Source organism: Niallia circulans (assembly GCF_007273535.1).
GTDB lineage: Bacteria > Bacillota > Bacilli > Bacillales > Cytobacillaceae > Niallia > Niallia circulans_B.
This window is the reverse complement of the sequence record NZ_RIBP01000004.1, coordinates 1,436,483-1,461,714: the sequence shown is the minus strand read 5'-3', so window position 1 is coordinate 1,461,714 and position 25,232 is coordinate 1,436,483. Positions and strand designations below refer to the sequence as shown.

Below are 25,232 nucleotides of genomic sequence, written 5' to 3'. Positions count from 1 at the left end.
CTCAAATTATTAACTCTCTTATGCTGTTATTATCAAAACATCTCTATATGCTACCAACTATACCATGGAATTGGAAAAATTTTAATATTGTTTTTTTCACACACCTTCCTCTGTCCATTTCTAAAAAATCACAAGAAATTTTTAGCAGGAATTTTTTTTATTGTTATATAGCATTATTTATTTTATTTGCTGTTGTTATAAGGTTTGGCAAGCTATTACCATTCTAGTACACTATTGCAAAATAAGGAATACCTGTTCACGAAAACCCTTTCTTTATGTCTTCCCCATAAATACAATTGTATTTTCTAGATAAATTTATTATGATAGGTTAAGTTAAATGAACATTTATAGATATCAGCTTACAAGATGCAACTCATATATTGCAGGAAATGAAGATTGTCAGAAGATAGATTTCACTCCGTCTTCATCATTTCGTTGCCGAATAACTACTGCATGAGCTTTTCTTACTTATAAAAAATACGGCTGCTTAATCGTGAAAGAGGGGAATATACATGTCAAATAATAAATTGTCACAAGGCTTGGAATCACGCCATATCCAAATGATTGCACTGGGCGGAACAATCGGTGTCGGGTTATTCCTTGGATCGTCTAAAACAATTGGCTGGACAGGTCCTTCTGTCCTGCTCGCATATGCCATTGCAGGAATCTTCGTCTTCTTTATTATGCGTGCAATGGGAGAAATGCTCTACTTAGAGCCAAGTACAGGGTCATTCGCAACATTCGGCCACAAATACATTCACCCACTAGCAGGCTATATGACTGCTTGGAGCAACTGGTTCCAGTGGGTAATCGTCGGAATGTCGGAGATTATCGCAGTTGGAGAATATATGAACTACTGGTTCCCTGACTTGCCAGCCTGGATTCCAGGTTTAATCGCCATGGCAATCCTTGGCGCTGCTAACTTAGTTTCTGTTAAATCCTTTGGCGAATTTGAATTTTGGTTCGCAATGATTAAAATAGTCACAATCGTTCTATTGATCGTGGCAGGCTTAGGTATTATCATCTTCGGATTTGGAAACGGCGGACAAGCTATCGGATTTTCTAATCTATGGGCACACGGCGGCTTCTTCTCAGGCGGCTTCACAGGATTTTTCTTTGCCCTTTCCCTTGTCATCGGTGCATACCAAGGGGTTGAATTGATCGGTATCACTGCTGGTGAAGCGAAGGATCCAAAGAAAACACTGACAAAGTCCATTAACAGCATTATCTGGCGTATTCTTATTTTCTATATTGGCGCAATTTTTGTTATTGTTACTGTTTATCCATGGGATCAGCTTAGCTCTGTTGGAAGTCCATTTGTTGCGACATTCGCTAAGGTCGGCATCACAGCTGCTGCCGGTATCATCAACTTCGTTGTTATCACTGCGGCAATGTCAGGCTGCAACAGCGGTATTTACAGCGCTGGCCGCATGCTGTACACATTAGCAATGAACAAACAGGCACCGGCTTTCTTCGGAAAGCTGACATCAAACGGCGTACCGTTGTTCAGTACAATCGGTGTTATGGCCGGCTTATTAGTCGGTGTTATCTTAAGCTATATTGCACCAGCAAACATCTTTGTTTATGTTTACAGCGCCAGCGTACTTCCTGGAATGGTGCCATGGTTCATTATCTTAATCAGCCAAATCCGTTTCAGACAAGCGCACGCTGCTGAAATGAGCAATCATCCATTTAAGATGCCACTTGCTCCGTTCACAAATTACGCATCCATTGCATTTTTATTGTTCGTCCTTGTCGGCATGGGCTTCAACAAAGACACACAAGTTTCCCTTGTTGTCGGAATTATTTTCCTTATCCTCGTTATCATCAGCTTCTTCGCTTTTGGCATCGGCAAGGAACGTCCAGAGAAACAAGACAGTACAACAGCGGTAAAACGTTAAATATAAAAAGAGCAGCACTCCTTGTTGGTGGATATAACCAACAAGGAGTGCTGTTTTTTTAAGATTAAAGAACCAGTTTGGAAAAACAAAATAAATCATATCTAACCACGAACAATAATAATTTCATCTACCTTTGATCCTTTAGTCCCTGAAAATATATAAAGTATTCCTTTAAAGTGAGGTCGTTTCATTGCGATGCACCCACTCGCTTTCCGCGGGGAGGAAGTAGAGTTTGTTTTTAATTTGGTATTCAAAATACAATAATTAGAAACTTTAGTGGAATGTAGCGGAGGCCACTCGATAGCTGCTATATTAGTCCAGTTTTAACCTAGACTTAAATACACATATCCTTATTTCACTCTTTCACTAGTTTGATTTTTTCTGACCTATACAACAGGCAAGTGATAGGAAGATGTATGGATATGTTAATAGAATCAGCTCTAAAAATCCATATTCTCTAATAATATGGCCTTCTCTTGGGTCTGTATCATAATAATAACCAGTGCCAACCATATAGATGCCGACAAGCAAATAGGTGATAATTGATATTGCCAGCAAGCAATAGCCGATTATATTGAATTTTATATTTACAGCACAATATAAAAATAATGGAAAATAGAGTAATCCTAACAATAATAACAATACAACCACATAAAAAGGTTCATAGAAATAATCACTAACACTTCCAGGGAAATCCAGCATGATTGCTCACCCCTCCTTTCTTTTTCTGAAATTCCTGCTAGAACTCCCCTATTCCTGTGAGTTCACAAAATGGTCATGAAAGATAGGCTATTCACATTAAAAAGCACCTAGTTCTATTTCTCTAATAAGCATAAAAAAAGGACTCACTGCTGCTTTGGAAACAACAGTAAGTCCTTTTTTAATTAATCGCTAGCTTTTCTGCGCAACCGCACTCCGGCCGAATTTCCGCAGTCGGGACAAGCCCCTCATCACGTTAAATTTCATCGCATCGTATTTTAGCTTGTTATACATATCGGGACAGTTTACCTTCGTCCAAGTAAACATTGCAGTATAATCACTTTTGGTTTTAGCAGAGTATTTTAAGTAGTACATGATGGTGACATACACACTGCTTCCAAACCATGCTTCCACTGCTGCAGCATCATAGTTAAAGCGACTTACAGCCATATTTTTTATCATCAGCTTTTCTCTTAAGTTCTCAATAATAAAATCACTTTTTAGGTTAAAGGTAATATTATTGCCGTGGATTCTATATACACCTGCAACTGTATCGATGAAGCCGGCATCGCCAACGAGTAATGACCTTAAATAGATGGCAGAATCGTTGACCATTTTCATGTTCAAAATATCCATCTCTATTAAAGACTTGCGCTTAAAGATTGTTGTTAAGGTAGATGCAGGCTTTGGGTAGCCTTGTTTCTCAAAGTTAATGAAGTAATCATATTTGCTGACAACTCTGCTCAGCTTCAAGTCGGAAATAGCTAATTCACTCACTCCCGTTTTTTCCATAAATACATTTGCTGCCACAAAGGAAACTTGCGGATGGTGCTGATGAAAAGCGACTGCCCTGCTTATATAATTTGTATCGATGAGATAGTCGTCATCGTCCAAAAACAGAATATACTCGCCATCTCCATGTGTAACAAAGGCCTTTAAGCGGTTTGTGCCAGGTCCTTCATTTTTGTCATTTCTCATATAAATGACATTAGAAGCGTCAGCGTATTTTCGCTCCATTAACGAATGCGTTCCGTCCTTTGAGTTATCATCTATCACGATTAGTTCAATATTGGAATAATCCTGCTGCAATATGCTATCAATGACTTGCTCTAAATATCTTTCTCTATTATATGTCGTGATAATTACATTCACTTTTGGAGCCTTGCTGGTGTCAGGGAACGTAATTCGCTGATGAAAAGAGCCTTCATTAATAACGTTTAAATGGGTTATCTGGTTGAATAATTGTTGGGCATCCTCCCGCTCTATAGAAAATTGTGCTTCTACATAGAAACGAAAAACTTCTGCAGACAGCTTCCCTTTTAAAAGAGCAGATAATACCCGAATAAAATTCTCGAGATAGGTTTGGGAAGAAGTGCTCTTACTGCTTAATTTTTCAGTTAGAAATACTTCAAGATCAGTTACACTATCTATTGCACTCATTTCACTAAAATGAGTATGAAAACAGCTATTAATCAATACTCCAGCTTGTTTTAATTCATGCTCTAAATCCATATACATCCCCCTCTCTTATGTTGAAACAGCTCTTTTTCGTTTCTGTTTCTGAACCAATTTAACAACAATAGCTTTTGTGTAGTGATAAACCTCTCTATCCAGAAGTGCATTAACAACGACAAAAATAACAGCTGAAATAGCTAGAACTAAAATAGCACTCATAATCGTATTCACATAAGAAGTCGGATAAATATCAGCCATTTTTGCTGCCGTTACAACGAATAAAAATATCACAATATTTGTGAGCCATCGTCTTAACGTCATCCACGCATTTCGTTCGAGAATTTTTTTATTTGCATAAAGAACGATATCGATTGAGCGATAAAGCAGTGCTGCAATCGTTCCAAGCAATACGCCATATATGCCAAGAAACTGAACGAGAGTGATAGAGAAAACCAGGTTAATGATACATTCCAATATGGCACGGTTTTGCGTCTTTTTGAAATGGCCTGCAATATTTATAACATTATTAGAAGTCGCTCGCGCATTCACTAATAATTTGATGATGACAAATAATGTTGGAATCCAAAAATCAATATAGTTTATATCCTTGATTCCGCGTGTGTACAGCTCCATAAACGGTAATATGAAAATGTAGGCAACAGTAAATAACGAGAAAACAAAGGACATAAAGCAGACTTCGTACGCATTATACAAGCTTATGAACTTTTCCTTGCCTTCATGAAATGTTTGTCCAAGTGCAAATGTGACACTGCTATTAACCGTGCTGATAACTTTATCAAGGACAGAAAATAGCATATTGTACAGCACATACACACTAACAACCTTCAAATTCGTAAAGATAGTGAGGATAAGAACATCAGTATTATTAAAGATTAAATAAGAGATTTGGTGAATCATCACTGATTTTTTTTGTGAAATGGCATCAAAATCAGGCTTTACCTTTAAATCTAACCATTTATAATTTCTCTTCATATAAATTTGATAAATGATAATTTGCACAATCATTAACACAAAGTGTGTCGTTTGAATCGCGATAATATTATAGCCTTTAAGGATAAAGATTATCTTTAAGCCACTTATGACGATATTTATCAGCGTTGTGATGGTGGTGTCTATATAGCTTTTTCCTTCCGCAACTAAGAAGACCTTAAAGGTGCCTTGGAAATAGAAATTGATAGCTCCTCCCATCCCCGTAACGAGAATGACGAACATGATTGTCATTTTATCGATCGATGAATCAATAAAAAGCGGGTAAATAACAGACAGAAGAATGATACAGATAAAATAGTAAATCCCGGTTTTTTTATAGTAGCTTGAAGTAGCGGACAGAATAGAATTTATATTTTCTTTACCGCTGCCTGCCACATGCTTATATAAAGCTTGCAAGGAGGCGGCGCCAACCCCTGCTTCTAGAAGAGACATATAAATAATAATTTGCCCGATGGAGGATAATAACCCATTCACCTCAGAACCAAAATTCACTAAAAGCAAACGCGGGATTAAGATACCTAATGCGATTATTAATCCTTGGCTAATTAATCCAAAGGCTAAATTTATTAGACTTCTTTTCGCTTTCATACTGACTCCTTTTTAGTTCCAGTCATTCACTAAGTATTTATCAAGCTGTCGAAACTGTTGGTTGGAATCCTTGATAATATGCTGCATATCGAGCTCTTTATAATCCAACTGATCCAATTCCTCGATTTCAAGCCTATCTATATCCTTGATCTCACAATAATTGCCTTGAAAATTAATATCGTGCAGAACATTGGTCATTTTTTTACTGTATATGATTGGAAAAACCTTTTTATTAAATAAAAAGCCAAGAATCATGGAGTGAAATCTTGTAGCATACATTATTTCCACTTTATTCAGTTCGGCTAATGCTGAAGCTAAATTGTCTTCATAAGGAACTACTTTCACTTTAGGCTTATATTTAGTATCAAGTAACTGTAACAATTCAGCTATCGCTGTTTCGTCGCCTTCATATTTACAAAAGGAGAATAAAGCTACTTGATAGTTTTTGTTAATATAGTATTCACAAACTTGTTTCATCTTTTGTAAATAAGCCGCTTTATATGGTGCTAAATTGTCTCTGTTACTCACATCTATCAAGGAAATACCAACCGTTTTCTCAGATGTTTCCTCACCTTGATAATCCAAATTAAACACGACATCTTGCGCTAAGCGGACACTTGGCAGCTCCTTAAACAGCTCATATGACTGCATATCTCTAAAACACACATCATCATATTTCGAAAAGATGTTTTGATAGCTTTCATAGAACTGCGTTTTCTTATATGGTCCAAAATTACACCCTAACAAAAAATTAGGTTTATTATTTATCAGTTTTCCCTTATCTCTTTTTATCTTTGTTTTCCAATTGTTATTTTCGATAAAAAGAGAGCCGCCGATACATACATGTGCATCCATAAATATACCGATTACTGTTCTAACGAATGACTTGCTGAACAGCTTATGCGGAATTTTATCAATCAACTTAAAAAGCGGATTTGGATAAATAACATGTAAATTGTTTATGTCTGTGAAAGCACGAAGCTTTGCTTTATTTTCATAAATATAAAATTGAGTTTGAGGGTATCTTTCACATAGAATTTTAACGAACAAATCATCTCCTAAGTTGTTGTTTAAATATGCTGATATTAAAACCTTTTTCAAAGAAGCACCTCGTTTTTTCAGTTTTCCACCTTACATACTCTTCTTTTTCATTTGCTTCGGATACTTCAACAAAATATCTCCTAACAGAAACTGCCCCTGCAAATACTGATGGATAACGACTCTTTTCATTATTTTCTTCATGCCCTTATTACTATGCTTCACAGAAGCCTTCCACTTTGGAAAGTAGCGATTCATCGCGCTTCTTATACTGCGTGATATTTCCAGTCTTACCGACATATCCTCCACATACATGAGCTTAAATAGTAGTCCATTTAAAAGATGATCAATAAACAATTGTTCAACCTTGTTAATATTTTTATTAAGCTGCCCTTGTTTTTCTAATTCTCGATACACATTTTCCACCATAACAATCTTATCCTTCAGCTTTAAAGGATTTATCGTGTTCGTCTGTGAGGAATCTCTTGAAATGTCATAATAATAGAGTGCTTTATCAATTTTCACTACATTATTAGCGTTCGCAACTACCACTGGCACGATGCCGAGATCCTCATACCAATAGCCCTCAGGAAAACGATGTTTCTCCCATAGCTTTCTGTTATAAAGTTTATTCCAAGGTGCTGTCGTGCAGTTATGCAGCTCTGTGCCGAGGAAAACCCGCTCATTTTGACCTTGGTTATTATGCTTGTAATAGTCAAACACAACTAAATCACAGGGCTGATTGTTTACTGCATCCACACAAGCTTGAACAGCATTGCTGTCCATAAAATCGTCACTGTCGACAAACAGGAAATACTCACCATTAGCCACACTCATGCCAAGATTGCGGGCACTTGCCTGCCCGCCATTTTCTTTATGTAAAATATGTATTCGATCGTCCTCTTTCCCAAGCCCCTCTAAAATACGTAAGGAGTTATCTGTTGAACCATCATTTACCGCAATTATTTCAATATTTCGGTACGTTTGATTGCTAATAGAAGTAAAGCATCTTTCCATATATGCCTCAACATTATATATCGGTACAATAATGCTTATTAACGGATTAGTCATGTATTGTTTTAACCTCCACTAGCTTGTACATTCTCGTGAGTTTTCAATGTTTCATTCATAAGAAAGCTTTACTTGTTGATTACCAATCTATTATACAAATAATAATAAAAGCAAAAACGGAAATGGAATTTTTTTAGTATAAACAACATAATTCTTTACACTAAATTAAAAAATCTCCTGTTGCTTTTAATGTTTTTCCTGCTCTTTCCACATAACCATAACATCTCCTTAAAAAGGCTCCTTAGAAATTTACACAGGCTTTGCAGTACACCTACATTTCAGATATGGGTTTAAATTTTTTCACAGCGTCTATATATATAGTACAAACTTTTAAAGGAGGCTGTCCGAAATGGTTAAACCTAATGATTTAAAAGACAAAACAGTGGACCGTCCACTTGATGAAAACAAAGTCGAAGATCAGGTCAACAATTTAAAAGAAGAACAAAAGGAATCTGATGCGAAAAAGGATAAAGAATAAAAAATAAGCCTCCAAAGCTTGGAGGCTTACTTCTTGTTTACCCAAAAATCTCGCTGTCGTTTTGGTCGATATTCAATGCAGAGTACATATAGGCTTGACCAAAGGCCGGGTTGTATTCTTGCCTTTCTGTCAGCTTCTTCAAATGTTTTCCGATTGAGTATTTCGTCTCACTTGAAATGAAACCGAACGGTAATTCTGCTGCTCGTCCGAAATAGATGGATGACTGCTTGCCACTGCTTAAGGCGATCCTTTTACTGTTCAGTAAATACGGACGATCCATTTGTGTCGTATAGACTGTTTCCCAGTCATTAATTGTTTCAAAGCGGATTTTGGAAAGATGCTCGCCTGCAACGGACAGAAGAATAACATCAGGCTCCAAATAATCAATAAGCTTGTGCCAAAGCTGGACACTGTTAGCCTCTAGGCTGCGTTGCTCTTCTTTACTGAGCGTTTCCCAAGTTTGAGTAGTCGCAAGGGACGAACAAATATCTGTATGAATTGCCGTGTTTTCCATACTTCCATAGAAGCTGGCATTAAGACCGTTCAATAACGGCTCATAGGCTGGATCAAACCATTCTTTATATGGATTATCTTGGAAGTATTCGTTTAGGGCAGCCAAATATTGCTGATTGAAATCATAGTATTGGTCTTTTTTCATTGACTGAAAGCGTAGGAAAGGGTCTGGGTCAGGGAATTCCTTCTTGGAAGGATTCAAACCGACTGTAACAATACGGATCGGGGAATCAAAATATTTTTTGATATTGCCAAAGTACAAAATAGGCATAGAAGTTTTTACAACATGAGATAAATCTTTTTTCAGTTCGTAGTTTTCCAAACATTCTTTAGCTAGACTGGTTAGTTTTGCTGATTGAATAACAATAAAAATCACCCTTTCAAGAATTTAAAAAAAGTACTGCTCTCCTAAATATTTCGACCTCTATTTCTTTTTTCCCTTCCGAAAAATTCTCCTCTTACAAACTTTTTTTAAAGAATGATGCGAAATGCCGAAGACGTCCATGTCGAAACCTGCCATAATGAGATTTACATGAAAAAGATGTGTGTTCCTAATTTTCCACAAACTATTTACTATTAATGTAAAATCACTAACTCTCGGTTGTGGAAACGCCTTCTTTTTTAATGGATAATAATGCTAAAAGAAGGTTTGACATGATTAATGAAAAATTTTTTGCGAGTTCATTAGGAAAACAAATCCGCTATGCGAGAATGAAAAAAGGCTTATCCCTTGAAGGGCTTGCAGAGCGGACAAGCATGAGCCCAAATTTCATCGGCAGAATTGAACGAGGCACATCTATCCCAAAATCCTTTACACTATATAAGCTATGCAAGGAACTCGGCATCAATCCTAGTTTTCTTTTCATACAGGCAGAAAAGGAGTACAAGGAACAGTTTTAGTCTTTTCGAGCTTCCTTCCCCCTTTAAATCCTCTCTAATCCTGTATTTTTTACTTTATCCAAGAAATACAAGAGAATACCTTCCGCAAAAAATTTTTCTCTTTCTAAGAGCCGGCTGCATACAAACCTCCCTTTAATCCCAATTAAGGAGTGTATGGCTATGGAAAAGATTTGTAATGATTATGAAATCAGTGAAAAAACGCTTGCCCTTATACCGGCATACAACCTGGAGTTCGGCACAATTGCTATGGAGGGAAAAGAGGAATACTACGTTAAGAAAACACCGCTGGAGCTGATTAAGCACGCAGCGTTAATCGGCGGAGCAGAGTACGACGGACGCCGCTCATCGATGTCCTTTTTGACAGGGATAAAAAGGAAAGTCCCTATCCCCATCAACCCGCGCAAAAACATCTATGCCTTTCCGACCCAATCTCCAAGCCAAATGGACTGCCACTGGATATTTTTCTCCCATGTAAACCATATTTCTGCTGCTGCCTCTGTTTCAAATAAAGAGACGACGGTTTTGTTTCAAAATGGCCAAAAATTGCAGCTGAAGGCATCCGCTCATACTCTTGATAAGCAGATGTACAGAACATGGATGTGTGTGAAAGCATTAAGCGGTGATTCCCCTTTAACGCCATAATTCCTTGCCAACAATAATAAAATAAGTTATTAATGGTATTAATCAGTGTTAATCAGGAGGAATATATGGCAGATGTTATTCGGTTTATCGCAGCAATTATGAACGAAATACATGACATAATCATGCATGCAGCCGTCCGTCTTGGCCTGCAAGCGACAGATAAGGATTTGCATCTGTGGATTATCGGCATCATTGGAATCCTTTCCTTTTTCATTGTTCATTTCATCTTCAAAAGGCTCGCCAAATGGAGCATCACAAGCATTTCCTTCATCTATACCTTCACACTCATCTTAGTTCTTGTTTTCGCAATCGAAATACAGCAAGGCATCACAGGCAGAGGCAATATGGAATTCCAAGATGCAGTTGTTGGCATTTACGGGTTTCTACTGTTTTTCGCCATCTATGTGATATATAGAATTATCCGTTTTTCTGTTAGGAGAGCATCAACGAAAAAAGCGAAGGCTGGGCGGACGAGAAGATCAGGATGAAGAAAAGGAAGAACCGCAAATTCCCAGTTCTTCCTTTTCTGTTTTTATAGCCAAAATTTCTGCCCGTAACCTATTAAAACTATTTTTTTTTGAAACTTACAGAAGTACGGCTGCTTTCTGTCATACCGCTTTTTGTAATGGTAATGTACACTTTTCCTGATTTTGTGCCCAATTGTTTAACTGTTAGTGTAGATGATGTTGCCTTTGATGTACCAGAAGCAAGCAATTTCCCGTTCTTACTTGCATTGTATACCTTTATTGTATCTCCCTTTGCTATTCCTTTAACGACGATAGTGTCATTTTTCTTTTTATTATTTGTCACTTTGATTTGTGCAGATTTAAGTGCAGTTGTCTGCTCTCCTTTATAAGAAACTGCCGTTCTGCCACTCTCTTTCATGCCGCTTTTCGTAATCGTTACATACACTTTCCCTGATTTTGTTCCTAACTGCTTGATAGAAATACTTCCTGAATTTCCAGTTACTTGTTTTGTTGCAAGTAACTTGCCTTTTGAACTTGCATTATACACTTTGATAGTATCTCCCTTAGACACACCGCTTATATTCACAGCATCAGTTTTCCCTTTATTGTTATACACCTTTACTTGGCTTGTCTTTAGTGGATCTGACTGTTCACCAGTATATGAAATACCAACTCTAGAGCTTTCTGTCATGCCGGCTTTTGTTACAGAAATATACACTTTTCCTGACTTCAAGCCAATTTGCTTAACAGAAAGCGTGAGTGTGCTGCTGCCTGCTGTATTTTGGGCAATTACCTGTCCTTTTGAACTTGCATTATAGACCTTGATAACATCTCCCTTTACAAGACCAGATACTGATATTTTATCGTCTTTCCCCTTATTATTCTCTAACTTCACCTTGGAGGCACTTATTGGACTCGTTTGAAGAGTTACACTCGCTGCATATGCTGCATTAAAGTAATCACCATAATTACGTTCTATTACTAAATAGTAGGTACCTTTTTTCATCATTTTGTTTGCCGTAGCATATCCTGTTGCTAGCTCACTGTCATTTGTTTCTAATTCTACATAGCTTGTACCTGAACTATTCTGCACTGTTGCCTGCCATTCCATGTTTGGAACCTGCTTTAACTTGACCGATATATTACCGTCCGCAGGAAGGGTGAATTTATAAATATCTTTATCATAAGAAGTATTACTATTACCGTAATACAATTGATTTAAATTCATTAAATTAGCTGTTGCAAGATTATCGTTAAACTCTTTTTCGTAATTATTACTGCCTGTAAATGCAGCTTTCAATTCATATTGCTTATTAACAGTATTGCTGTAATTTGTCACTTTTATATAATATGTACCTTTTGGAAGGCCAATACTGGCAGAAGCATACCCATCCACTAATTCACTGTCATCGGAATACAGTGTCTGATAAATTTCCCCTTTGCTATTATGAATTTTAGCTTCCCAGCTTGATCCCGCCAAATTTTTTAGAGAAAGTACAACTTTCCCATCACTAGTAAGTGTAAATTTATAAAAATCATCATCGTCATATTCACTAATTCTTCCATAATACGTCTGATTTAAACTAAGACTATTTGCGGATGTCACATTATTATTACTTTCTTTTTCATAAAAATTACTTTTTGTATAGCCAACTTTGAATTCATAAGGAACATGACTATAGGATGAATACCCATTTAGTTTAATATAGTACGTGCCTTTTGGAAGACCTACCTCTGTTATTGAATAGCCATCGACTAACTCACTGTCATCGGAATTCAAATCTTCATAAATGATGCCTTTGCTGTCCTGAATATGCCCAGACCAGCTTGTGCCTGCTTTGTTTTTTATTGACAACGCAATATTGCCGTCTTCACTAATGGTAAATTTATAAAAATCGCTGTCATCATAATCTCTGATAGTCCCTTTATATATCTTGTCTGTATCAATTGCATTTGCTGCCGTTATACTGTTATTACTCTCTTTTTCGTAAAAGCTACTTTTAGTAAATTGTACAGAAAAAGTATATTTTACGCCTGTTGCATTATAATAATTATCTATCTTTATGTAATATGTGCCTTTTGGTAAACCTACCTGTCTTGAAGCAGCCCCAGAAACCATCGCACTGTCATCTGTATTAAAGTCCTCAAGAACTTCCCCACTACTGTTTTCAATACTTGCATACCAACTTACATTAGCCTTCTGGTTCATGGATAGAATTATGTTTCCATCCTCCGCCAATGTGACTTTATAATAGTCCTCATCATCATAATCTTTAAGCGTGCTGCTATATGATTGATTTGTGTTAATAGACACGGCATCTCCAGCATCTGCAAGTACAGCATTACCTTTGCTAAATATCAATAATCCAAGCACTAGTATGATTGCAACTAAAATATTCCTCTGTTTCAATTTCCTCAGTCTCCCCTTTTTTAGATTCTAGTAACCTAACTCTTTGTAATAGAAAAACACTAAACAGTAATTTCCCTTCCACTGTTATACCTTCTAAATACCTAAAGATTCCATTCATATCATATTTCCACTAGGAAATATTTACTAGTTAAACTTTCCGACAAAATTCGTCAATACTCAGGAATCTTTTACTATTACAATCTACTTAAAAACCTCCGATAGAATAGAAAACAAGTTTTTTATTTGGTTTTATTCAGGAAGGATGAATGACAATTGAGGAAAATGATTTCTGGGGTGTCTGCGATTTTTTTACTCTTTTCCGTGCCTTGTAGTGCTTTTGCCCAATCCTCTGAGGAAACATCCTTGAGAGCGGCGGCTGCTAACACAAGCTTGAACATGAATATGATTCCGCGCCTTGCTACAAGCAAAAGCTTTGATTTTGACAGTGCTGAGGATTATCCGCTCATAAGAGATGGTGCAATTGTTGGAAGCTTAACAGATAGTGTCGGCAGCACGAATACTGTTACTTATATTGGTGCAACTTCATCTGATACAATGGACTCCGCGATGGATATGCATCTTTCTCTGCAGAACGCCAGTACGATAAAGGACTCTTACCTGGCAATTGAATTTTATACGAACAGTAACGGAGCAATGTCATATATTGGAGGCGTTTCAAAGGACATGTCTTCCTCATTCGGAAACATGAATCTCGATATTAGTGTTCCTAAATCACTTTATCATGATAGTCCCTACATATACATTCGGCTTGGCACCTCCAAGACCCAGTCTGAATTGTATTATACGGACACTATTTACTTTAAAGTAACAAATCCTTTTTATGCAGGAAAAGCGTTGGATATCAGCAGCGGGACAAGCTATTACAGCTTAATCAGCAATGAATCGACGAATGCCTATATGAGTGAAAGCACGAGTTCATTGGAAATAAACAATGATGAATATACACTTAACAAAAATCTCGGAAAAGAAGCGTATATGCTTGATTATGTTATTCCCTTCGATTCAGAGGATGCGGATAAAGTAACAGCACGAAATACTAGATCCGTTCTTGCCTCCTATGAAGAAGGTGACAGTAAATCCTTTTGGGTCACAAATATGGAAACAGAGCAAAATTACCAGCTAACAGCAAAACTCCTGTACAGCGGCACACACAATAATGTATGGGTATACAATAATCAGTTAACAGCTGAGGAGGCTGCACAGCTTGGGCAGGAATTTGATAATTCCATTCACAGCACGGTGACAGCGAATTTTGGGACCGAATCAGATGTTAATAATGATGGAAAGGTTAACATTCTGACATTTGATATTCAGGACGGCTTCAATGGCACAGGCGGTTTTGTTGCCGGCTACTTTTCGCCTGTTGATTTATATAATTACACAAACTCAAATAAGTCAGAGATTTTCTATCTTGATACGTACCCGCTCATGGAAAAATCCGGCGGCGAACCAGATGTGTCTGAAGCCTATATGACACTTGCCCACGAGTTCCAGCATATGGTCAGCTACAATCAAAATGTGTTCGTTCAAGGAAAAACACAGCTAGACACATGGCTTGATGAAGGCATGTCGATGGCAGCAGAGCAAATGTACGCAAAGAATGCCCTGCAAAGCAGGATTGATTATTATAATACAAGCACGAGCATTACAGCAGGACAGTCCTTACTTAACTGGGATTATTATGGAGACACACTAGCAAACTATTCCCTCTCCTACTTGTTCCTGCAATACTTGAAGTATCAAGCAGGTCAAGGTGACAGCATCTTTAAGGAAATCATTGCAGACACAAACAGCAACTACAAAGCTGTTGAGGATGTCATTCACAAATATATTGACCCAAATATATCGTTCGGGCAATTTATGACCAACTTTCGGGCAGCACTTGTATTAAAGAAGGATTCCGGTCCGTATGGCTTTAACGGTGTACCTGCTTTTGATGCACTAAAGGTGAAGCTGTATAGTGACACAAGCACACTTTCCTTAAAGGGCGGCGGCGCTGTTGTTATGGCGTTAAGCTCGCCAGAAAATTTTGTTGTACCAGCCGCAAAGGGTGCCGATATAACCTATACAATGCTGACAAGCGGAAGCAGCACAGCCGTACCGACGACACCAACTGTTTATGCAATAGCAGATACTGATACGAAATTAAGTGGAATTGCCGAGCCGTACACCACGATTAAAATCACAGCAAATGGCAGCATTATAGGCAGTGGAACAGCAGCAAGCAATGGCATCTTCCAAATAACAATTCCGAAGCAAAAGGCTGGCACAAAGCTGGCTGTTTATTCGGTCAATGCCATGGGCAGCCGCAGTTCAGAGACAGTTATTGCTGTGCAAGACAAAACTGCACCTGCCAAGCCGTATGTCAGCTCTGTTGGTGATAATCAAACGACAGTTACAGGAACCGCTGAGGCAGGTGCGACTGTACAAGTCCGTTCTGGCTATACGACAATCGGAAAAGCCACAGCAGGTGACAAGGGTGCCTTTAAGATAGCGATCTCCAAGCAAAAGGCTGGCGTTAAGCTCTATGTGAGTGCGACAGACAAAGCTGGCAATAAGGGAATGGACACAACTGTCACGGTTATCGACCAGACACCACCAGCAAAACCAAAGGTGCTAACTGTTATTGACACATCAACAGCGATGACTGGCAGTGCTGAAGCAGGCTCTATTATACAAATACGGTCAGGCAATACGATAATTGCCAAAGGAACAGTTAGTGCAAATGGCGGCTATTTAGTTCCGATAACGAAGCAGAAGGCCGGCACAAAGCTCTATGTGAATGCAACGGATAAAGCTGGCAATAAGAGTGAGGACACCATTGTCACCGTTTTGGACAAAACACCACCAAGCAAGCCAAGTGTTACCTCTATCAGTGATTTAACAACCTATGTGACAGGCAAAACAGAAGCAAAGGCAAAGGTGTATGTTAAAAGAGGCAGCACAACACTTGGAAGTGCAACGGCAGACAGTAAGGGCGCCTATAAAGTTAAAATAGCCAAACAAAAGGCTGGCACGTATTTAACGGTGTACGCAGAGGATGCAGCCCATAATAAAAGCAGTTCCGTTTCGATTAAGGTAGCAGACAAAACAGCTCCTGGCATACCAAGTGCAAAAACAGTCACATATAAATCGACGAGCATCTCTGGCAGTGCGGAGAAATATGCGACTGTATATGTATACAGAGGCAGCAAGTATTTAGGAAAAGCCTCTGTCAACTCGAAAGGAACCTATACTGTAAAAATCAGCAAGCAGAAAAAAAGCACCTCCTTGAAGCTGTACGCAAAAGACAAGGCAGGCAACAAAAGTAATTACCGAACAATCAAAGTAAAATAATAAAAGGCATTCTGAACACAGCTTCAGAACGCCTTTTTCTTTATTTTAAACAAACGTTTGATTAATGCCCATACCAGTAAAAAAAACGAAGCCTCTCTACTGGAAGCTTCGTTTTTTTATCAGCTATTAAGCTCCTCGTCAACTAAATCGGCAACAAGGATATATCTCCTTGGTGCATCTCCGATAAAGTTGAACGGGTAGCAGGTTGTTACGGTCAAGGTTGCTTTTGGCTTTGGCACAATCACAGTACGGTCGTCCTTATCAACAATCCTTACCCTTTTCACTTTATACGTGAATTCACCAGCAGATGTCTTCACTGTCAGCAGATCACCTTTACCGACTTCGCCGAGCCGTCTGAACACAGTATCCCTGTGTCCCGACAAAACAGTGTTGTCATTCTCGCCAGGCATTACACTGCCGGCAAAATGACCAACACCCTTTTCCAGCTCGTCTTCATCTGTTCCGTGAATAATCGGCAACACAGCATCAAGCTTCGGAATAATGAGCTCCCCCATATTCTCCCCTACTGCCGGCATTTCTGTATAAAGCGGTTCGCTTTTAGCTGGTTCTTCTTTTTCCTCCTGTGGAGGAGTTTCTGCTTTTTCTTCCTTTGGCAAATCGTCTGCCTTCACTTGCTCTGTCTTATAAAGGAAATAGCCTTTTAAAAAAGGATAAAAATTGGAGCTGGCAACCCAGACTCCAATTAATATGACAGCAGCAGTCAATGAAAGAAGAATCCATTGCTTACGACTATTTCCTCTTCTGTTTTTATTGGCTGCTCGCATTTTTTACTGTCCTTTCACCCAAACACGTCTAAACAATACAACACCAGCAAGAACAATCACAAGTCCGATCATTGTGTTTTGCAGGTAGTCAGATGCAGTGTTTGGCAGCTTTCCGCCTTTAACTGTTTTTTGAACAGCTTTTGCAGCTGTTTTAACAGGTGCTTCCTTCACAATCTTTTCTGCTTCTTGAAGGTCCTTACCTGTTTCATTAATCAAATCAGAACCAAACAATTCTTTAGTAAGAATAACATCAGCAAGGAAATCTCCTTGTTTATTGTAAAGCTCGATAAGCAGGTCTGCTCCATTTGTTGAAGTCATTGTCATCATTGCTTGAATAGATAATGGTTGCTTCACACCATCTTTAACAAGATAATATTTCACATCAAGCTGCAGGATATCAAGCATATCGTTAGAAATATTCAAAAGCTCCGCAATTTGCTCTGCTGTCAGCTCGTCCGCAGATTCAAATTCAGCAAATGCCATCATTCTATCACTTAAAGCTAATAATTGATCCTCAAAATCAGGATTTTCCTCGTAAACTGTCATGAAATGCTCAAACAGTCTTTCCATCTCTGCATCTGTCAGCTTTAATGATTGGAACAGCTCATCCATTTCTGCTTCTAAATCTGCTCCGCCATTGATGTAATAGTCAACAGTGTAGTCAAGATCTTCAATATAATCATAGTAGTCGATAGACTCATCGAACTGCTGCAGATATTCTTCTAATTCATCAGCAGATGCAAAGCCATAATCATCCAATAGCTGCTGCAGGTTTTCATCATTAATTGGCGTACCAAAGTCTTCTTCCAAATAGTAGCCTACAGTCTCATAAAGTTCCTCAGCGAAGATATCATATTCACTATCTAAAACGTCTTGTCCCTCTTCTATAATACCAAATTCAATAAGAAGATCATTTAATTCTTCTCTTGTTAAATCATAGTCTGTCAATATTGGCTTAATAGATTCCTCTGTTAACGGTGTGCCTAACTCATCAACAGATTCGAAATCACTCATAGACCAATCTTTGCTTTTCAAATAATCAAGATAATCTTGTTTCTCCCAGCCTATTTCTGCTAAGTATGCTTCGAAATCCTTATCATTAGATCCCATCGCAAATGAAGCAGCAGGCTGAAGGCTTAACGCCAACAAAATAGCCGTAAATAAACATAATAAACGCTTCATTGGTTCCCCCTGAATATTCTATATTTTTGTATTCAATTTATTATACTTGCAGAAAAAGGGAATAGGAATAAAAAAAATTTGTAAAAATAAAATATTTATGTTGCAATTTTACTAGAGTTCCATACGAAGTAAAAAAAGTATATTTTTTACATAATCAACCTTATGAGTACTTCTATTACGCTCGTTTAAATAGCGTGGAAATCTAGTCAGAGTCAACGATATTAACCAAATCTAGCATTTTCTGCTTAATCGGACATCATTTGTAATCACCTTCATATTTAGCTAAGTATGTACTTTTTTCTATGAACATTTTCAAATTACCATACCAGCACAATACTCTGTGAAAATTCTTCTTTTAAGTTGCATCGAACACTTTCAAACAAGCAAGCATACTCTAACTCTTGAGCAATAAAAAAAGCCCCAAAAATGCTCGGAGCTTCTCAAAAAAAAATTTGCACCTAATACGCCCAAATGACATAGAATACATCCTGGGCATAGGCAAGTAACGCAAAAGTACATAGGAACCCTCTACCGGATACGTTGCCCTACATTGCTATTCAACTTTGCCAATTCAGACTCTAACAGGCTCATCAATTCCTTCATTGTTGCACCCTCATTGCCTTTATTGTATACACTCAGCAATAATGTCTTGAATTCGTCTTTATTGTCAGCCATGTGATCGCTCCATTTTCATTTTTTTATTTCAACAGACAGGTCTTAATAGTAAATATTTAATATCATATGCCCGATACGAGCGGAACGTTATCTTGTGGTAAGCCCTTTCCTTTAACAAAGTGCCCAATTCCCTTCTTCTTTCCCATAATTCTTGATTGCTAAACTGGTAGCTTGCACAAACAAATAAAAAAGCAGCAACTAACTGCCGCTATATAGTGCGAGGAGTTAGTTGCTGCTTTTAGGTGATTTTTTTCCGCTGAAGAATGGCAAGTACGGAGGAAATGGTGATACCAATTAACAATGCCAGAATTGCGGCACCAATATAAAACGGGGTCGCCGGCCAATGGTGATTTACATAGAAGATAAAGCAGGACACAACGATAAGAACGGCTAAAAACAATTCAAACATTAAGGCAACAACCAGAAAAGCCAAGTACGGTATCATAATTCCTTTATGTGAGACATGCTGTAAAGTGATGCCCTGCCACCAAAGCTCTGCGAGACGGCTAAAGCCTTTCATCTTCCATCACCCTCAATCGTTATTAATAGTACATTTTATGTTGAGGGCCTTGGAGTTTTGCCTTTCTCGAAAAAAAAAGACAGTTATTGTGAGTTTCTTCACAATAACTGTCCGCTTTCAGGTTTGATTAATGATATTTTCTTACAACTGGGCCGTTCTCCACGCCAGAACATTCTCTTGTCTATACACATCCGCTTTATCAATCGATTGGAACAAGTTCATCTTGTATTGAACAACTTCCTTTGCGGCATCAATGCAATCAGGATATATAGCATTTGGGTCCCACAGCTCCGTTTCAGCCAGTATTTCACGACATTTTTTGTAGAAGGCGTATTTGTAATCAGACGAGATATTAACCTTTTGGATACCGATTTTAACTGCTTCGGCGATTTCTGCATCTGGATTGGCAGAGCCGCCATGCAGGACGAGCGGGATATCAACAACCTCTTTAATTTGGCGCAAAATATCCATGCGCAGCTCTGGCTTCATATCCTTTGGATAAATGCCGTGACATGTACCGATTGCGACTGCCAATGTGTCAACACCAGTGCTTTTCACGAATTCCTGAGCATCCTCTGGTCTTGTGTAAATAACCTCTGTCACACCGCCTTCGATTGTTGTGCCAGTATTGCCGATTGTTCCAAGTTCTCCTTCAACAGAAACACCAAGGGGATGGGCAATATCAACAATTTGCTTTGTAATCCTGATATTCTCTTCAAGGGGCAGAAGGGAGCCGTCAATCATCACAGAGCTGAAGCCAACATGGATTGCTCTCATGATATTTTCCACACTGTCACCATGATCGAGATGAAGTACAAATGGGACATGGCTGTTTTTAATTCGAGCAAGCACATAATGGAAGAAATCATCCTTTGTAAAGTCAAGCTCTGTCGGGTGGACTGCGATAATAGCCGGAGAATTGTTCTTCTCTGCCTCTTCGACAACAACTCTTAAGAAATTACTATCTGCCACATTAAAGGCTCCCACCGCAAATTGATGCTCCTGTGCCACTTCTAATAACTGCTTCATATTAACTAACATTGTCTCTCCTCTTTCCGTTTAGAATTTTTTATAGTGATTTTCCTGTAGATTCTGCCAGGTCGATATAATATTTGACCATTTCCTTGCCAGCATCGACTGTTCCTTGTATAAGGCGAACATAATCGACATTTTCATTACCCTTCAAGTATTCTTGAATGCTATTCACTTGTGCCTTCATAAAGTCAGAGCCAACGTTAATCTTGTTAATGCCAAGCGCTATTGACTGCTTTATATTAGCTTCCCCACAGCCTGACCCGCCGTGCAGAACAAGTGGGATATTTGTTTCGGCCTTGATTTTCTCGACAATGTCAAAGCGGAATGGCGGTACATAACCATCTGGATAATCGCCGTGGCTTGAGCCATAAGAAATCGCCAGTGCGTCAATTCCTGTCCGTCTCGCATACTCAATCGCTGCATCAGGGTCTGTATACATTTCATCACTAGTCAAATTATTGCGGGAAACAGAGCCGATATTGCCGATTTCCCCTTCTACACTAGCATCATAGGTTTGGGCAAACTCAACCATCCTTTTTGTAATCTCGATGTTTTGTTCGAGGGGGTATGCTGACGCATCCATCATCACACTTGAAAAGCCATCTCTTAAGCATCTTTTCACAAAGCCTACATCCTTGCCGTGATCGAGATTAACAGCAACCTCCACACTTGCACTCCGAGCCATTTCAATGATTGGACGCGTCAGCAGGTTACTGCCAAGATGTGCCTGCAAATGGTCCTGCAGCAAATCAATGATGACAGGCGCTCGCAATTCTTGAGCAGCAAGTATCACTGCCTTTGCTGTCTCTAAGTTGAAGCAATTAATAGCCATCACTGCGTACTTCCCTTTGTTGGCACGCGCAAGCATGCCTTTCATGGAAACATACATAAGCTTTTTCCCTCCAAGTTAGAATGAGATTTTAATATCAGATAAGTCCATTTCCTCTTCCTCTGTTGTTTCTTCCGCTTTCTCAACAGGCTCCTTCTTCCAGAAGAACAGCATCAAGCCCGTAACGACAGAGCCAATCAGCAATGCCAAACAGAACAATATTGGATGATTCATTGCCGGTACGATGAACATACCGCCAGATGGCACAGGCGAGCCCACACCCCACAGCATCGAGAAGCCTCCGCCGACAGCGGCACCGAGTGTACAGGAAACAACTACTCTGACAATATCAACCGCAGCAATCGGGATAACACCCTCTGTGATCATACAAACTCCCATCGGAAAGGCAATTTTTATATTATCCTCTTCTGACTTCGTATATTTTTTCTTTTTCAAAGCTTTAGATAATACCCATGAAATCGTGACACCGAATGGCGGCACCATCGATGCCAAAATTTTGACTGCCTCTGGCTCGTAAATTCCTTCCAGTAACAGACCATCGGCAAACAGGGAGGCGACTTTATTGACTGGACCACCGAAATCAAATGCTGCCATTCCGCCTAATATCGCCCCAAACACAAAGCGCATCGAGCCTTGCATGCTCGTTAGGAACGATGTCATTCCATCTGTCGCCCAAACGATTGGCACTCCTAACACGAAGAACATGAGGAGACCAACAACCAGGCTCGAGATGAGCGGAATAATCATCATCGGCATAAGTCCCTCTGCCCATCTCGGCACCTTCAAGTTATTCTTCAGGAAAAGAACAAAGTAACCAACGATAAAACCGCCAAGCATACCACCCAAGAACCCAGCACCAATCGCATTTGCGATAAGACCCATCAGCAAGCCTGGCGCTATCCCTGGTCTATCTGCAATCGAGTAGGCAATCGCTCCAGCTATGACCGGAGCAAGCAAGCCCATTCCCAAAACACCTAAGGAGACAAGAGCAGACGGAATCGAAAATCCTGCTTGGTAATTTTCAATGACTGTCCCGCCTGTCAGATTACCAATGGCAATTAATAGCCCTGACGCTACTACTAATGGAAGCATATAGGATATAGCAGTTAATGCATGCTTTTTAATTTGCAGTTTTTTCAGCATAGAAAAGACCCCTTCACTGGTTTTTGTTTAATTCAGCTTCAATCTTTTTGTATAACTGCTTTGGCGCTTTTATGGCAATATGTGTCGGCACCTCGATAATCCGTTTGCCTTTGAACCGCTCCTTCCCACTCACCTTAATGTCTGCGGCAATGATAACAAGATCGGCCTCCTGTATCTCCGTTGCTGTTAGCTCATTTTCAATCCCGATTGTCCCTTGTGTCTCAATCCGGACCTTATGACCAAACTCCTGCCCTGCCTTAATCAGCTTTTCCCTCGCAATATACGTATGAGCGATACCAGATGTACAAGCAGAAATTCCAACAATATTCATAACCTCTTCCTCCTATCAATTGTTTTCAGCAAAGATTTCAATGAATTCCCTTTTCGTCTGCATTGTTTGAAACTTCTCAATCTTCTCCTCATCAGCAAGGAGCACAGCAACCTTTTGCAGCAGCTTTATGTGCGTTGTTGTCTTGTCGCTATTCTTGACAGCAAACAAAATAATAATATTGATTGGCCCTCCGTCAAGAGACTCCCACTCTATTTCCTTATTTGTCCTCCCAATCGCAATCGACGTTTTCTGGACAGAATCCGATTTGCCGTGCGGAATGGCGATGCCCTTCTCTAAACCAGTTGGTCCAGCACTTTCCCTGTAAAGAACATCCTCTATAAAAGCAGCTTCATCTGTCACGCAACCGTTTACAAATAACAGGTTGGTTAATTCAGCAATGACACCCATCTTTGTCGTCGACTTCAAGTCGAGACTGATTAAATCCTCTGTCACTACTTTCGTAAAATCTAAATCATCCATTTGTACATCCATCGTAATCCTCCCTTTACTTAAGTACCGTAATCATCTGTTATAGATAATCACCTGATTTTTGTAGTAATCCTTAATGAACTGGTCAATCTTGTACTTGTCATCTTCATTTAATATTGGACTGACAAGAATTGTCGGCTTGTCGCTGATGCTATGCTGCTTCACTGTTGAAATGACTAGCTCGACATCATCATAATCAGACTGCTTAATGCGCTCTTGAGCGATGATTTTATTAATGTGAATATTCGGAAAGTTTTTCCTAATTTTTTCACTCAGCAAATGAGATGTGCCAACTCCACTCGTACATTCAATTAGAATTGGAATCTGGTTTGCAAAGCGGTCGTCATAGGAAATTTGAAAATAGAGAGTAATATAGCCAATCTCTTCATCTGTTAAATGCTTATCATAGATGCTTTCTGCCAATAGCTCATTAGCCGAAAACTTCACAAGCTGAAAGATATTCGAGAAGTTTGATTTAATGGACTTCAAAATTGGATTAATAATATAAATTTGATGATTAAGTCGGTAAACCATGGAGTGAAGATGCATCGTCAATCTTTCCCGCAAGTCCCTGTCCTCTGTGAACCGGTAGCCGCTGTTTTTCGCAACCCTTAAAATCAGCTGGTCTGCCAAGGTAATTACCTGGCTGTTCAAGACAACCTCTGTTTGCTGATTAAGCAGGAAGCGGGAGTTGAGCTTATACGCTTTTAATATATAGTAGAGATTCAGCATTTCATTTTGCTTCAATTGGAAGGAATACTGCCGTTCTAGCTTTCTAGCTAATGCGATAGTCATCGGATAAATGGCAGAATTGGTGTCTATTAGTTCATAAATCATTTCTTCATTCGGAAACGGCTGGAGCTGGTGTGTCTGCTTTTCAACAATAGCTAATAGCGAACAAAATAAGGTTAAATAATAGGGCTGATCCAACAGCAAGTCCTGTTCCTCCTGAAACTCATGGAGAATTTGCTTAATTTCACCCAGTTTGCTGTTCCTCACTTGAATGTCCTTAATGGAATCAGGAATATCATACTGACAAAAGAGATCACCTATTTGCGTTAAATAGCTTTCAATAATAACAGCCATCAGTCGGTAAAGAGAGAACTGATCACCATTAATAAAGGTTCCTTCATTTGTCCGCAATAGCTTGATCTTGTAAGGAGCAAGCTTCCTCTCAATATGCTTAAAGTCATTCAAAATCGAGCTTTGGCTGACAAAATACCGCTCCGATATTTTCTGAATCGAGGTCTTACAAGGAGCGATGGAAAGAAGAAACAACAGCAAATCCAGCCGCCTCTCATCAGGATGCTCAAACTGATCACTAAGAGAAACACTATCCACTTCCTCAAGCAAATAGCCATTATTCTCCTTCTTCGTCAGCCTGTAATCAGAGCAATTATCCGCAATATCCTGCATATCACGATAAATCGTTTTCCTCGACACAGACAGCCTCACTGCCAATTCAGAAGCCGTCACAAACTTCCTTTCCCCAAGCAAAATATCAATGATTTCACATTGACGCTTATTCATGAATTTCCATCACCTCGTTTCTATGCTCTTATCTTACCAACGTGTAAGCGGATACACAATTACAATTTTGGTGAGGATTTTGTGTCCTTATTGGAGGGAGATGTTCGATATAGTAAACTAGTTCTTTATCTTTAATAAGGAGCTTCATTAAGATATCTGATT

General features: G+C 39.0%; 23 protein-coding genes. 6 read left to right on the top strand and 17 right to left on the bottom strand.

Annotated elements, in window-relative coordinates; genetic code table 11:
- Nucleotides 1-512 precede the first annotated feature (512 nt).
- Nucleotides 513-1,901: an amino acid permease gene (locus CEQ21_RS15200; RefSeq protein WP_185765249.1), complete on the top strand. Its 1,389-nt coding sequence runs from the start codon at nucleotides 513-515 to the stop codon at nucleotides 1,899-1,901.
- A gap of 366 nt (nucleotides 1,902-2,267) precedes the next feature.
- Here CEQ21_RS15200 and CEQ21_RS15195 read toward each other — a convergent pair whose 3' ends face one another.
- From CEQ21_RS15195 to CEQ21_RS15175, 5 genes are all read right to left on the bottom strand, one after another.
- On the bottom strand, nucleotides 2,268-2,603 hold the full coding sequence (locus CEQ21_RS15195; protein ID WP_185765248.1) for a hypothetical protein: 336 nt from the start codon (nucleotides 2,601-2,603) through the stop codon (nucleotides 2,268-2,270).
- Between the two features lie 189 nt (nucleotides 2,604-2,792).
- A complete protein-coding gene (locus tag CEQ21_RS15190; protein WP_185765247.1) occupies nucleotides 2,793-4,112 on the bottom strand; it encodes a glycosyltransferase family 2 protein in 1,320 nt (439 codons plus the stop codon).
- A 15-nt stretch (nucleotides 4,113-4,127) separates the two neighbouring features.
- Entirely contained in the window at nucleotides 4,128-5,654 is a 1,527-nt protein-coding gene (locus CEQ21_RS15185) for a lipopolysaccharide biosynthesis protein (protein WP_185765246.1), read from the bottom strand.
- Nucleotides 5,655-5,666: 12 nt separating this feature from the next.
- Nucleotides 5,667-6,755: a polysaccharide pyruvyl transferase family protein gene (locus CEQ21_RS15180; protein ID WP_185765245.1), complete on the bottom strand. Its 1,089-nt coding sequence runs from the start codon at nucleotides 6,753-6,755 to the stop codon at nucleotides 5,667-5,669.
- A gap of 30 nt (nucleotides 6,756-6,785) precedes the next feature.
- Nucleotides 6,786-7,763: a glycosyltransferase family 2 protein gene (locus tag CEQ21_RS15175; RefSeq protein ID WP_185765244.1), complete on the bottom strand. Its 978-nt coding sequence runs from the start codon at nucleotides 7,761-7,763 to the stop codon at nucleotides 6,786-6,788.
- Nucleotides 7,764-8,112: 349 nt separating this feature from the next.
- Between CEQ21_RS15175 and CEQ21_RS27265 the strand changes: the two genes are divergently transcribed.
- A complete protein-coding gene (locus tag CEQ21_RS27265; protein WP_268878991.1) occupies nucleotides 8,113-8,241 on the top strand; it encodes a hypothetical protein in 129 nt (42 codons plus the stop codon).
- Between the two features lie 37 nt (nucleotides 8,242-8,278).
- Here CEQ21_RS27265 and CEQ21_RS15170 read toward each other — a convergent pair whose 3' ends face one another.
- Nucleotides 8,279-9,076 carry a hypothetical protein gene (locus CEQ21_RS15170; protein ID WP_185765243.1) on the bottom strand — a complete coding sequence of 266 codons (798 nt, stop codon included), beginning with the start codon at nucleotides 9,074-9,076 and terminating at the stop codon, nucleotides 8,279-8,281.
- A 332-nt stretch (nucleotides 9,077-9,408) separates the two neighbouring features.
- Here CEQ21_RS15170 and CEQ21_RS15165 point away from each other — a divergent pair, with 332 nt between their 5' ends.
- The 3 genes from CEQ21_RS15165 (at nucleotide 9,409) to CEQ21_RS15155 (ending at nucleotide 10,784) form a co-directional block, all read left to right on the top strand.
- Nucleotides 9,409-9,654 (top strand): helix-turn-helix domain-containing protein, encoded by a 246-nt coding sequence (locus CEQ21_RS15165; protein ID WP_185765242.1) that lies wholly within the window; start codon nucleotides 9,409-9,411, stop codon nucleotides 9,652-9,654.
- Nucleotides 9,655-9,813: 159 nt separating this feature from the next.
- Nucleotides 9,814-10,296 (top strand): competence protein ComK, encoded by a 483-nt coding sequence (locus CEQ21_RS15160; protein WP_185765241.1) that lies wholly within the window; start codon nucleotides 9,814-9,816, stop codon nucleotides 10,294-10,296.
- Between the two features lie 65 nt (nucleotides 10,297-10,361).
- The gene (locus CEQ21_RS15155; protein ID WP_185765240.1) at nucleotides 10,362-10,784 is read left to right on the top strand and encodes a hypothetical protein; all 423 of its coding nucleotides are present in this window, start codon (nucleotides 10,362-10,364) and stop codon (nucleotides 10,782-10,784) included.
- A 79-nt stretch (nucleotides 10,785-10,863) separates the two neighbouring features.
- On the opposite strand, the gene CEQ21_RS15150 is transcribed toward CEQ21_RS15155, so the two are convergent.
- Complete coding sequence (locus CEQ21_RS15150; protein WP_185765239.1) at nucleotides 10,864-13,173, bottom strand: hypothetical protein; 2,310 nt, start codon at nucleotides 13,171-13,173, stop codon at nucleotides 10,864-10,866.
- Nucleotides 13,174-13,455: 282 nt separating this feature from the next.
- Between CEQ21_RS15150 and CEQ21_RS15145 the strand changes: the two genes are divergently transcribed.
- Nucleotides 13,456-16,530, top strand: coding sequence for an Ig-like domain-containing protein (locus tag CEQ21_RS15145; RefSeq protein WP_235907385.1), 3,075 nt, complete (start codon nucleotides 13,456-13,458; stop codon nucleotides 16,528-16,530).
- A gap of 119 nt (nucleotides 16,531-16,649) precedes the next feature.
- Here the strand turns inward: CEQ21_RS15145 and CEQ21_RS15140 are convergent, their stop codons facing one another.
- The 10 genes from CEQ21_RS15140 to CEQ21_RS15095 form a co-directional block, all read right to left on the bottom strand.
- Entirely contained in the window at nucleotides 16,650-17,315 is a 666-nt protein-coding gene (locus CEQ21_RS15140) for a class D sortase (RefSeq protein WP_185765238.1), read from the bottom strand.
- 3 nt (nucleotides 17,316-17,318) lie between these two features.
- Nucleotides 17,319-18,497: a processed acidic surface protein gene (locus CEQ21_RS15135; protein ID WP_185765237.1), complete on the bottom strand. Its 1,179-nt coding sequence runs from the start codon at nucleotides 18,495-18,497 to the stop codon at nucleotides 17,319-17,321.
- Between the two features lie 528 nt (nucleotides 18,498-19,025).
- Nucleotides 19,026-19,172 carry a hypothetical protein gene (locus tag CEQ21_RS15130; RefSeq protein WP_185765236.1) on the bottom strand — a complete coding sequence of 49 codons (147 nt, stop codon included), beginning with the start codon at nucleotides 19,170-19,172 and terminating at the stop codon, nucleotides 19,026-19,028.
- 238 nt (nucleotides 19,173-19,410) lie between these two features.
- Nucleotides 19,411-19,692, bottom strand: a complete 282-nt coding sequence (locus CEQ21_RS15125) for a hypothetical protein (RefSeq protein ID WP_185765235.1) — start codon at nucleotides 19,690-19,692, stop codon at nucleotides 19,411-19,413.
- 141 nt (nucleotides 19,693-19,833) lie between these two features.
- Nucleotides 19,834-20,733, bottom strand: a complete 900-nt coding sequence (locus CEQ21_RS15120) for a ketose-bisphosphate aldolase (protein ID WP_185765234.1) — start codon at nucleotides 20,731-20,733, stop codon at nucleotides 19,834-19,836.
- Between the two features lie 28 nt (nucleotides 20,734-20,761).
- Entirely contained in the window at nucleotides 20,762-21,616 is an 855-nt protein-coding gene (locus CEQ21_RS15115) for a class II fructose-bisphosphate aldolase (RefSeq protein WP_185765233.1), read from the bottom strand.
- Between the two features lie 18 nt (nucleotides 21,617-21,634).
- The gene (locus CEQ21_RS15110) at nucleotides 21,635-22,717 is read right to left on the bottom strand and encodes a PTS fructose transporter subunit IIC (protein WP_185767287.1); all 1,083 of its coding nucleotides are present in this window, start codon (nucleotides 22,715-22,717) and stop codon (nucleotides 21,635-21,637) included.
- A 16-nt stretch (nucleotides 22,718-22,733) separates the two neighbouring features.
- The gene (locus CEQ21_RS15105; protein WP_127738309.1) at nucleotides 22,734-23,051 is read right to left on the bottom strand and encodes a PTS fructose transporter subunit IIB; all 318 of its coding nucleotides are present in this window, start codon (nucleotides 23,049-23,051) and stop codon (nucleotides 22,734-22,736) included.
- Between the two features lie 15 nt (nucleotides 23,052-23,066).
- Nucleotides 23,067-23,543: a PTS sugar transporter subunit IIA gene (locus CEQ21_RS15100; RefSeq protein ID WP_185765232.1), complete on the bottom strand. Its 477-nt coding sequence runs from the start codon at nucleotides 23,541-23,543 to the stop codon at nucleotides 23,067-23,069.
- A 30-nt stretch (nucleotides 23,544-23,573) separates the two neighbouring features.
- Nucleotides 23,574-25,070 carry a BglG family transcription antiterminator gene (locus CEQ21_RS15095; RefSeq protein ID WP_185765231.1) on the bottom strand — a complete coding sequence of 499 codons (1,497 nt, stop codon included), beginning with the start codon at nucleotides 25,068-25,070 and terminating at the stop codon, nucleotides 23,574-23,576.
- Nucleotides 25,071-25,232: the final 162 nt, after the last annotated feature.

Bases quoted from the DNA above. Each gene is read 5' to 3' on its own strand.
- CEQ21_RS15200 (WP_185765249.1), top strand. From the start codon at position 513: ATGTCAAATAATAAATTGTCACAAGGCTTGGAATCACGCCATATCCAA.
- CEQ21_RS15195 (WP_185765248.1), bottom strand. From the start codon at position 2,603: ATGCTGGATTTCCCTGGAAGTGTTAGTGATTATTTCTATGAACCTTTT.
- CEQ21_RS15190 (WP_185765247.1), bottom strand. From the start codon at position 4,112: ATGGATTTAGAGCATGAATTAAAACAAGCTGGAGTATTGATTAATAGC.
- CEQ21_RS15185 (WP_185765246.1), bottom strand. From the start codon at position 5,654: ATGAAAGCGAAAAGAAGTCTAATAAATTTAGCCTTTGGATTAATTAGC.
- CEQ21_RS15175 (WP_185765244.1), bottom strand. From the start codon at position 7,763: ATGACTAATCCGTTAATAAGCATTATTGTACCGATATATAATGTTGAG.
- CEQ21_RS27265 (WP_268878991.1), top strand. From the start codon at position 8,113: ATGGTTAAACCTAATGATTTAAAAGACAAAACAGTGGACCGTCCACTT.
- CEQ21_RS15165 (WP_185765242.1), top strand. From the start codon at position 9,409: ATGATTAATGAAAAATTTTTTGCGAGTTCATTAGGAAAACAAATCCGC.
- CEQ21_RS15160 (WP_185765241.1), top strand. From the start codon at position 9,814: ATGGAAAAGATTTGTAATGATTATGAAATCAGTGAAAAAACGCTTGCC.
- CEQ21_RS15155 (WP_185765240.1), top strand. From the start codon at position 10,362: ATGGCAGATGTTATTCGGTTTATCGCAGCAATTATGAACGAAATACAT.
- CEQ21_RS15145 (WP_235907385.1), top strand. From the start codon at position 13,456: ATGATTTCTGGGGTGTCTGCGATTTTTTTACTCTTTTCCGTGCCTTGT.
- CEQ21_RS15140 (WP_185765238.1), bottom strand. From the start codon at position 17,315: ATGCGAGCAGCCAATAAAAACAGAAGAGGAAATAGTCGTAAGCAATGG.
- CEQ21_RS15135 (WP_185765237.1), bottom strand. From the start codon at position 18,497: ATGAAGCGTTTATTATGTTTATTTACGGCTATTTTGTTGGCGTTAAGC.
- CEQ21_RS15130 (WP_185765236.1), bottom strand. From the start codon at position 19,172: ATGGCTGACAATAAAGACGAATTCAAGACATTATTGCTGAGTGTATAC.
- CEQ21_RS15125 (WP_185765235.1), bottom strand. From the start codon at position 19,692: ATGAAAGGCTTTAGCCGTCTCGCAGAGCTTTGGTGGCAGGGCATCACT.
- CEQ21_RS15120 (WP_185765234.1), bottom strand. From the start codon at position 20,733: ATGTTAGTTAATATGAAGCAGTTATTAGAAGTGGCACAGGAGCATCAA.
- CEQ21_RS15115 (WP_185765233.1), bottom strand. From the start codon at position 21,616: ATGTATGTTTCCATGAAAGGCATGCTTGCGCGTGCCAACAAAGGGAAG.
- CEQ21_RS15105 (WP_127738309.1), bottom strand. From the start codon at position 23,051: ATGAATATTGTTGGAATTTCTGCTTGTACATCTGGTATCGCTCATACG.
- CEQ21_RS15100 (WP_185765232.1), bottom strand. From the start codon at position 23,543: ATGGATGTACAAATGGATGATTTAGATTTTACGAAAGTAGTGACAGAG.
- CEQ21_RS15095 (WP_185765231.1), bottom strand. From the start codon at position 25,070: ATGAATAAGCGTCAATGTGAAATCATTGATATTTTGCTTGGGGAAAGG.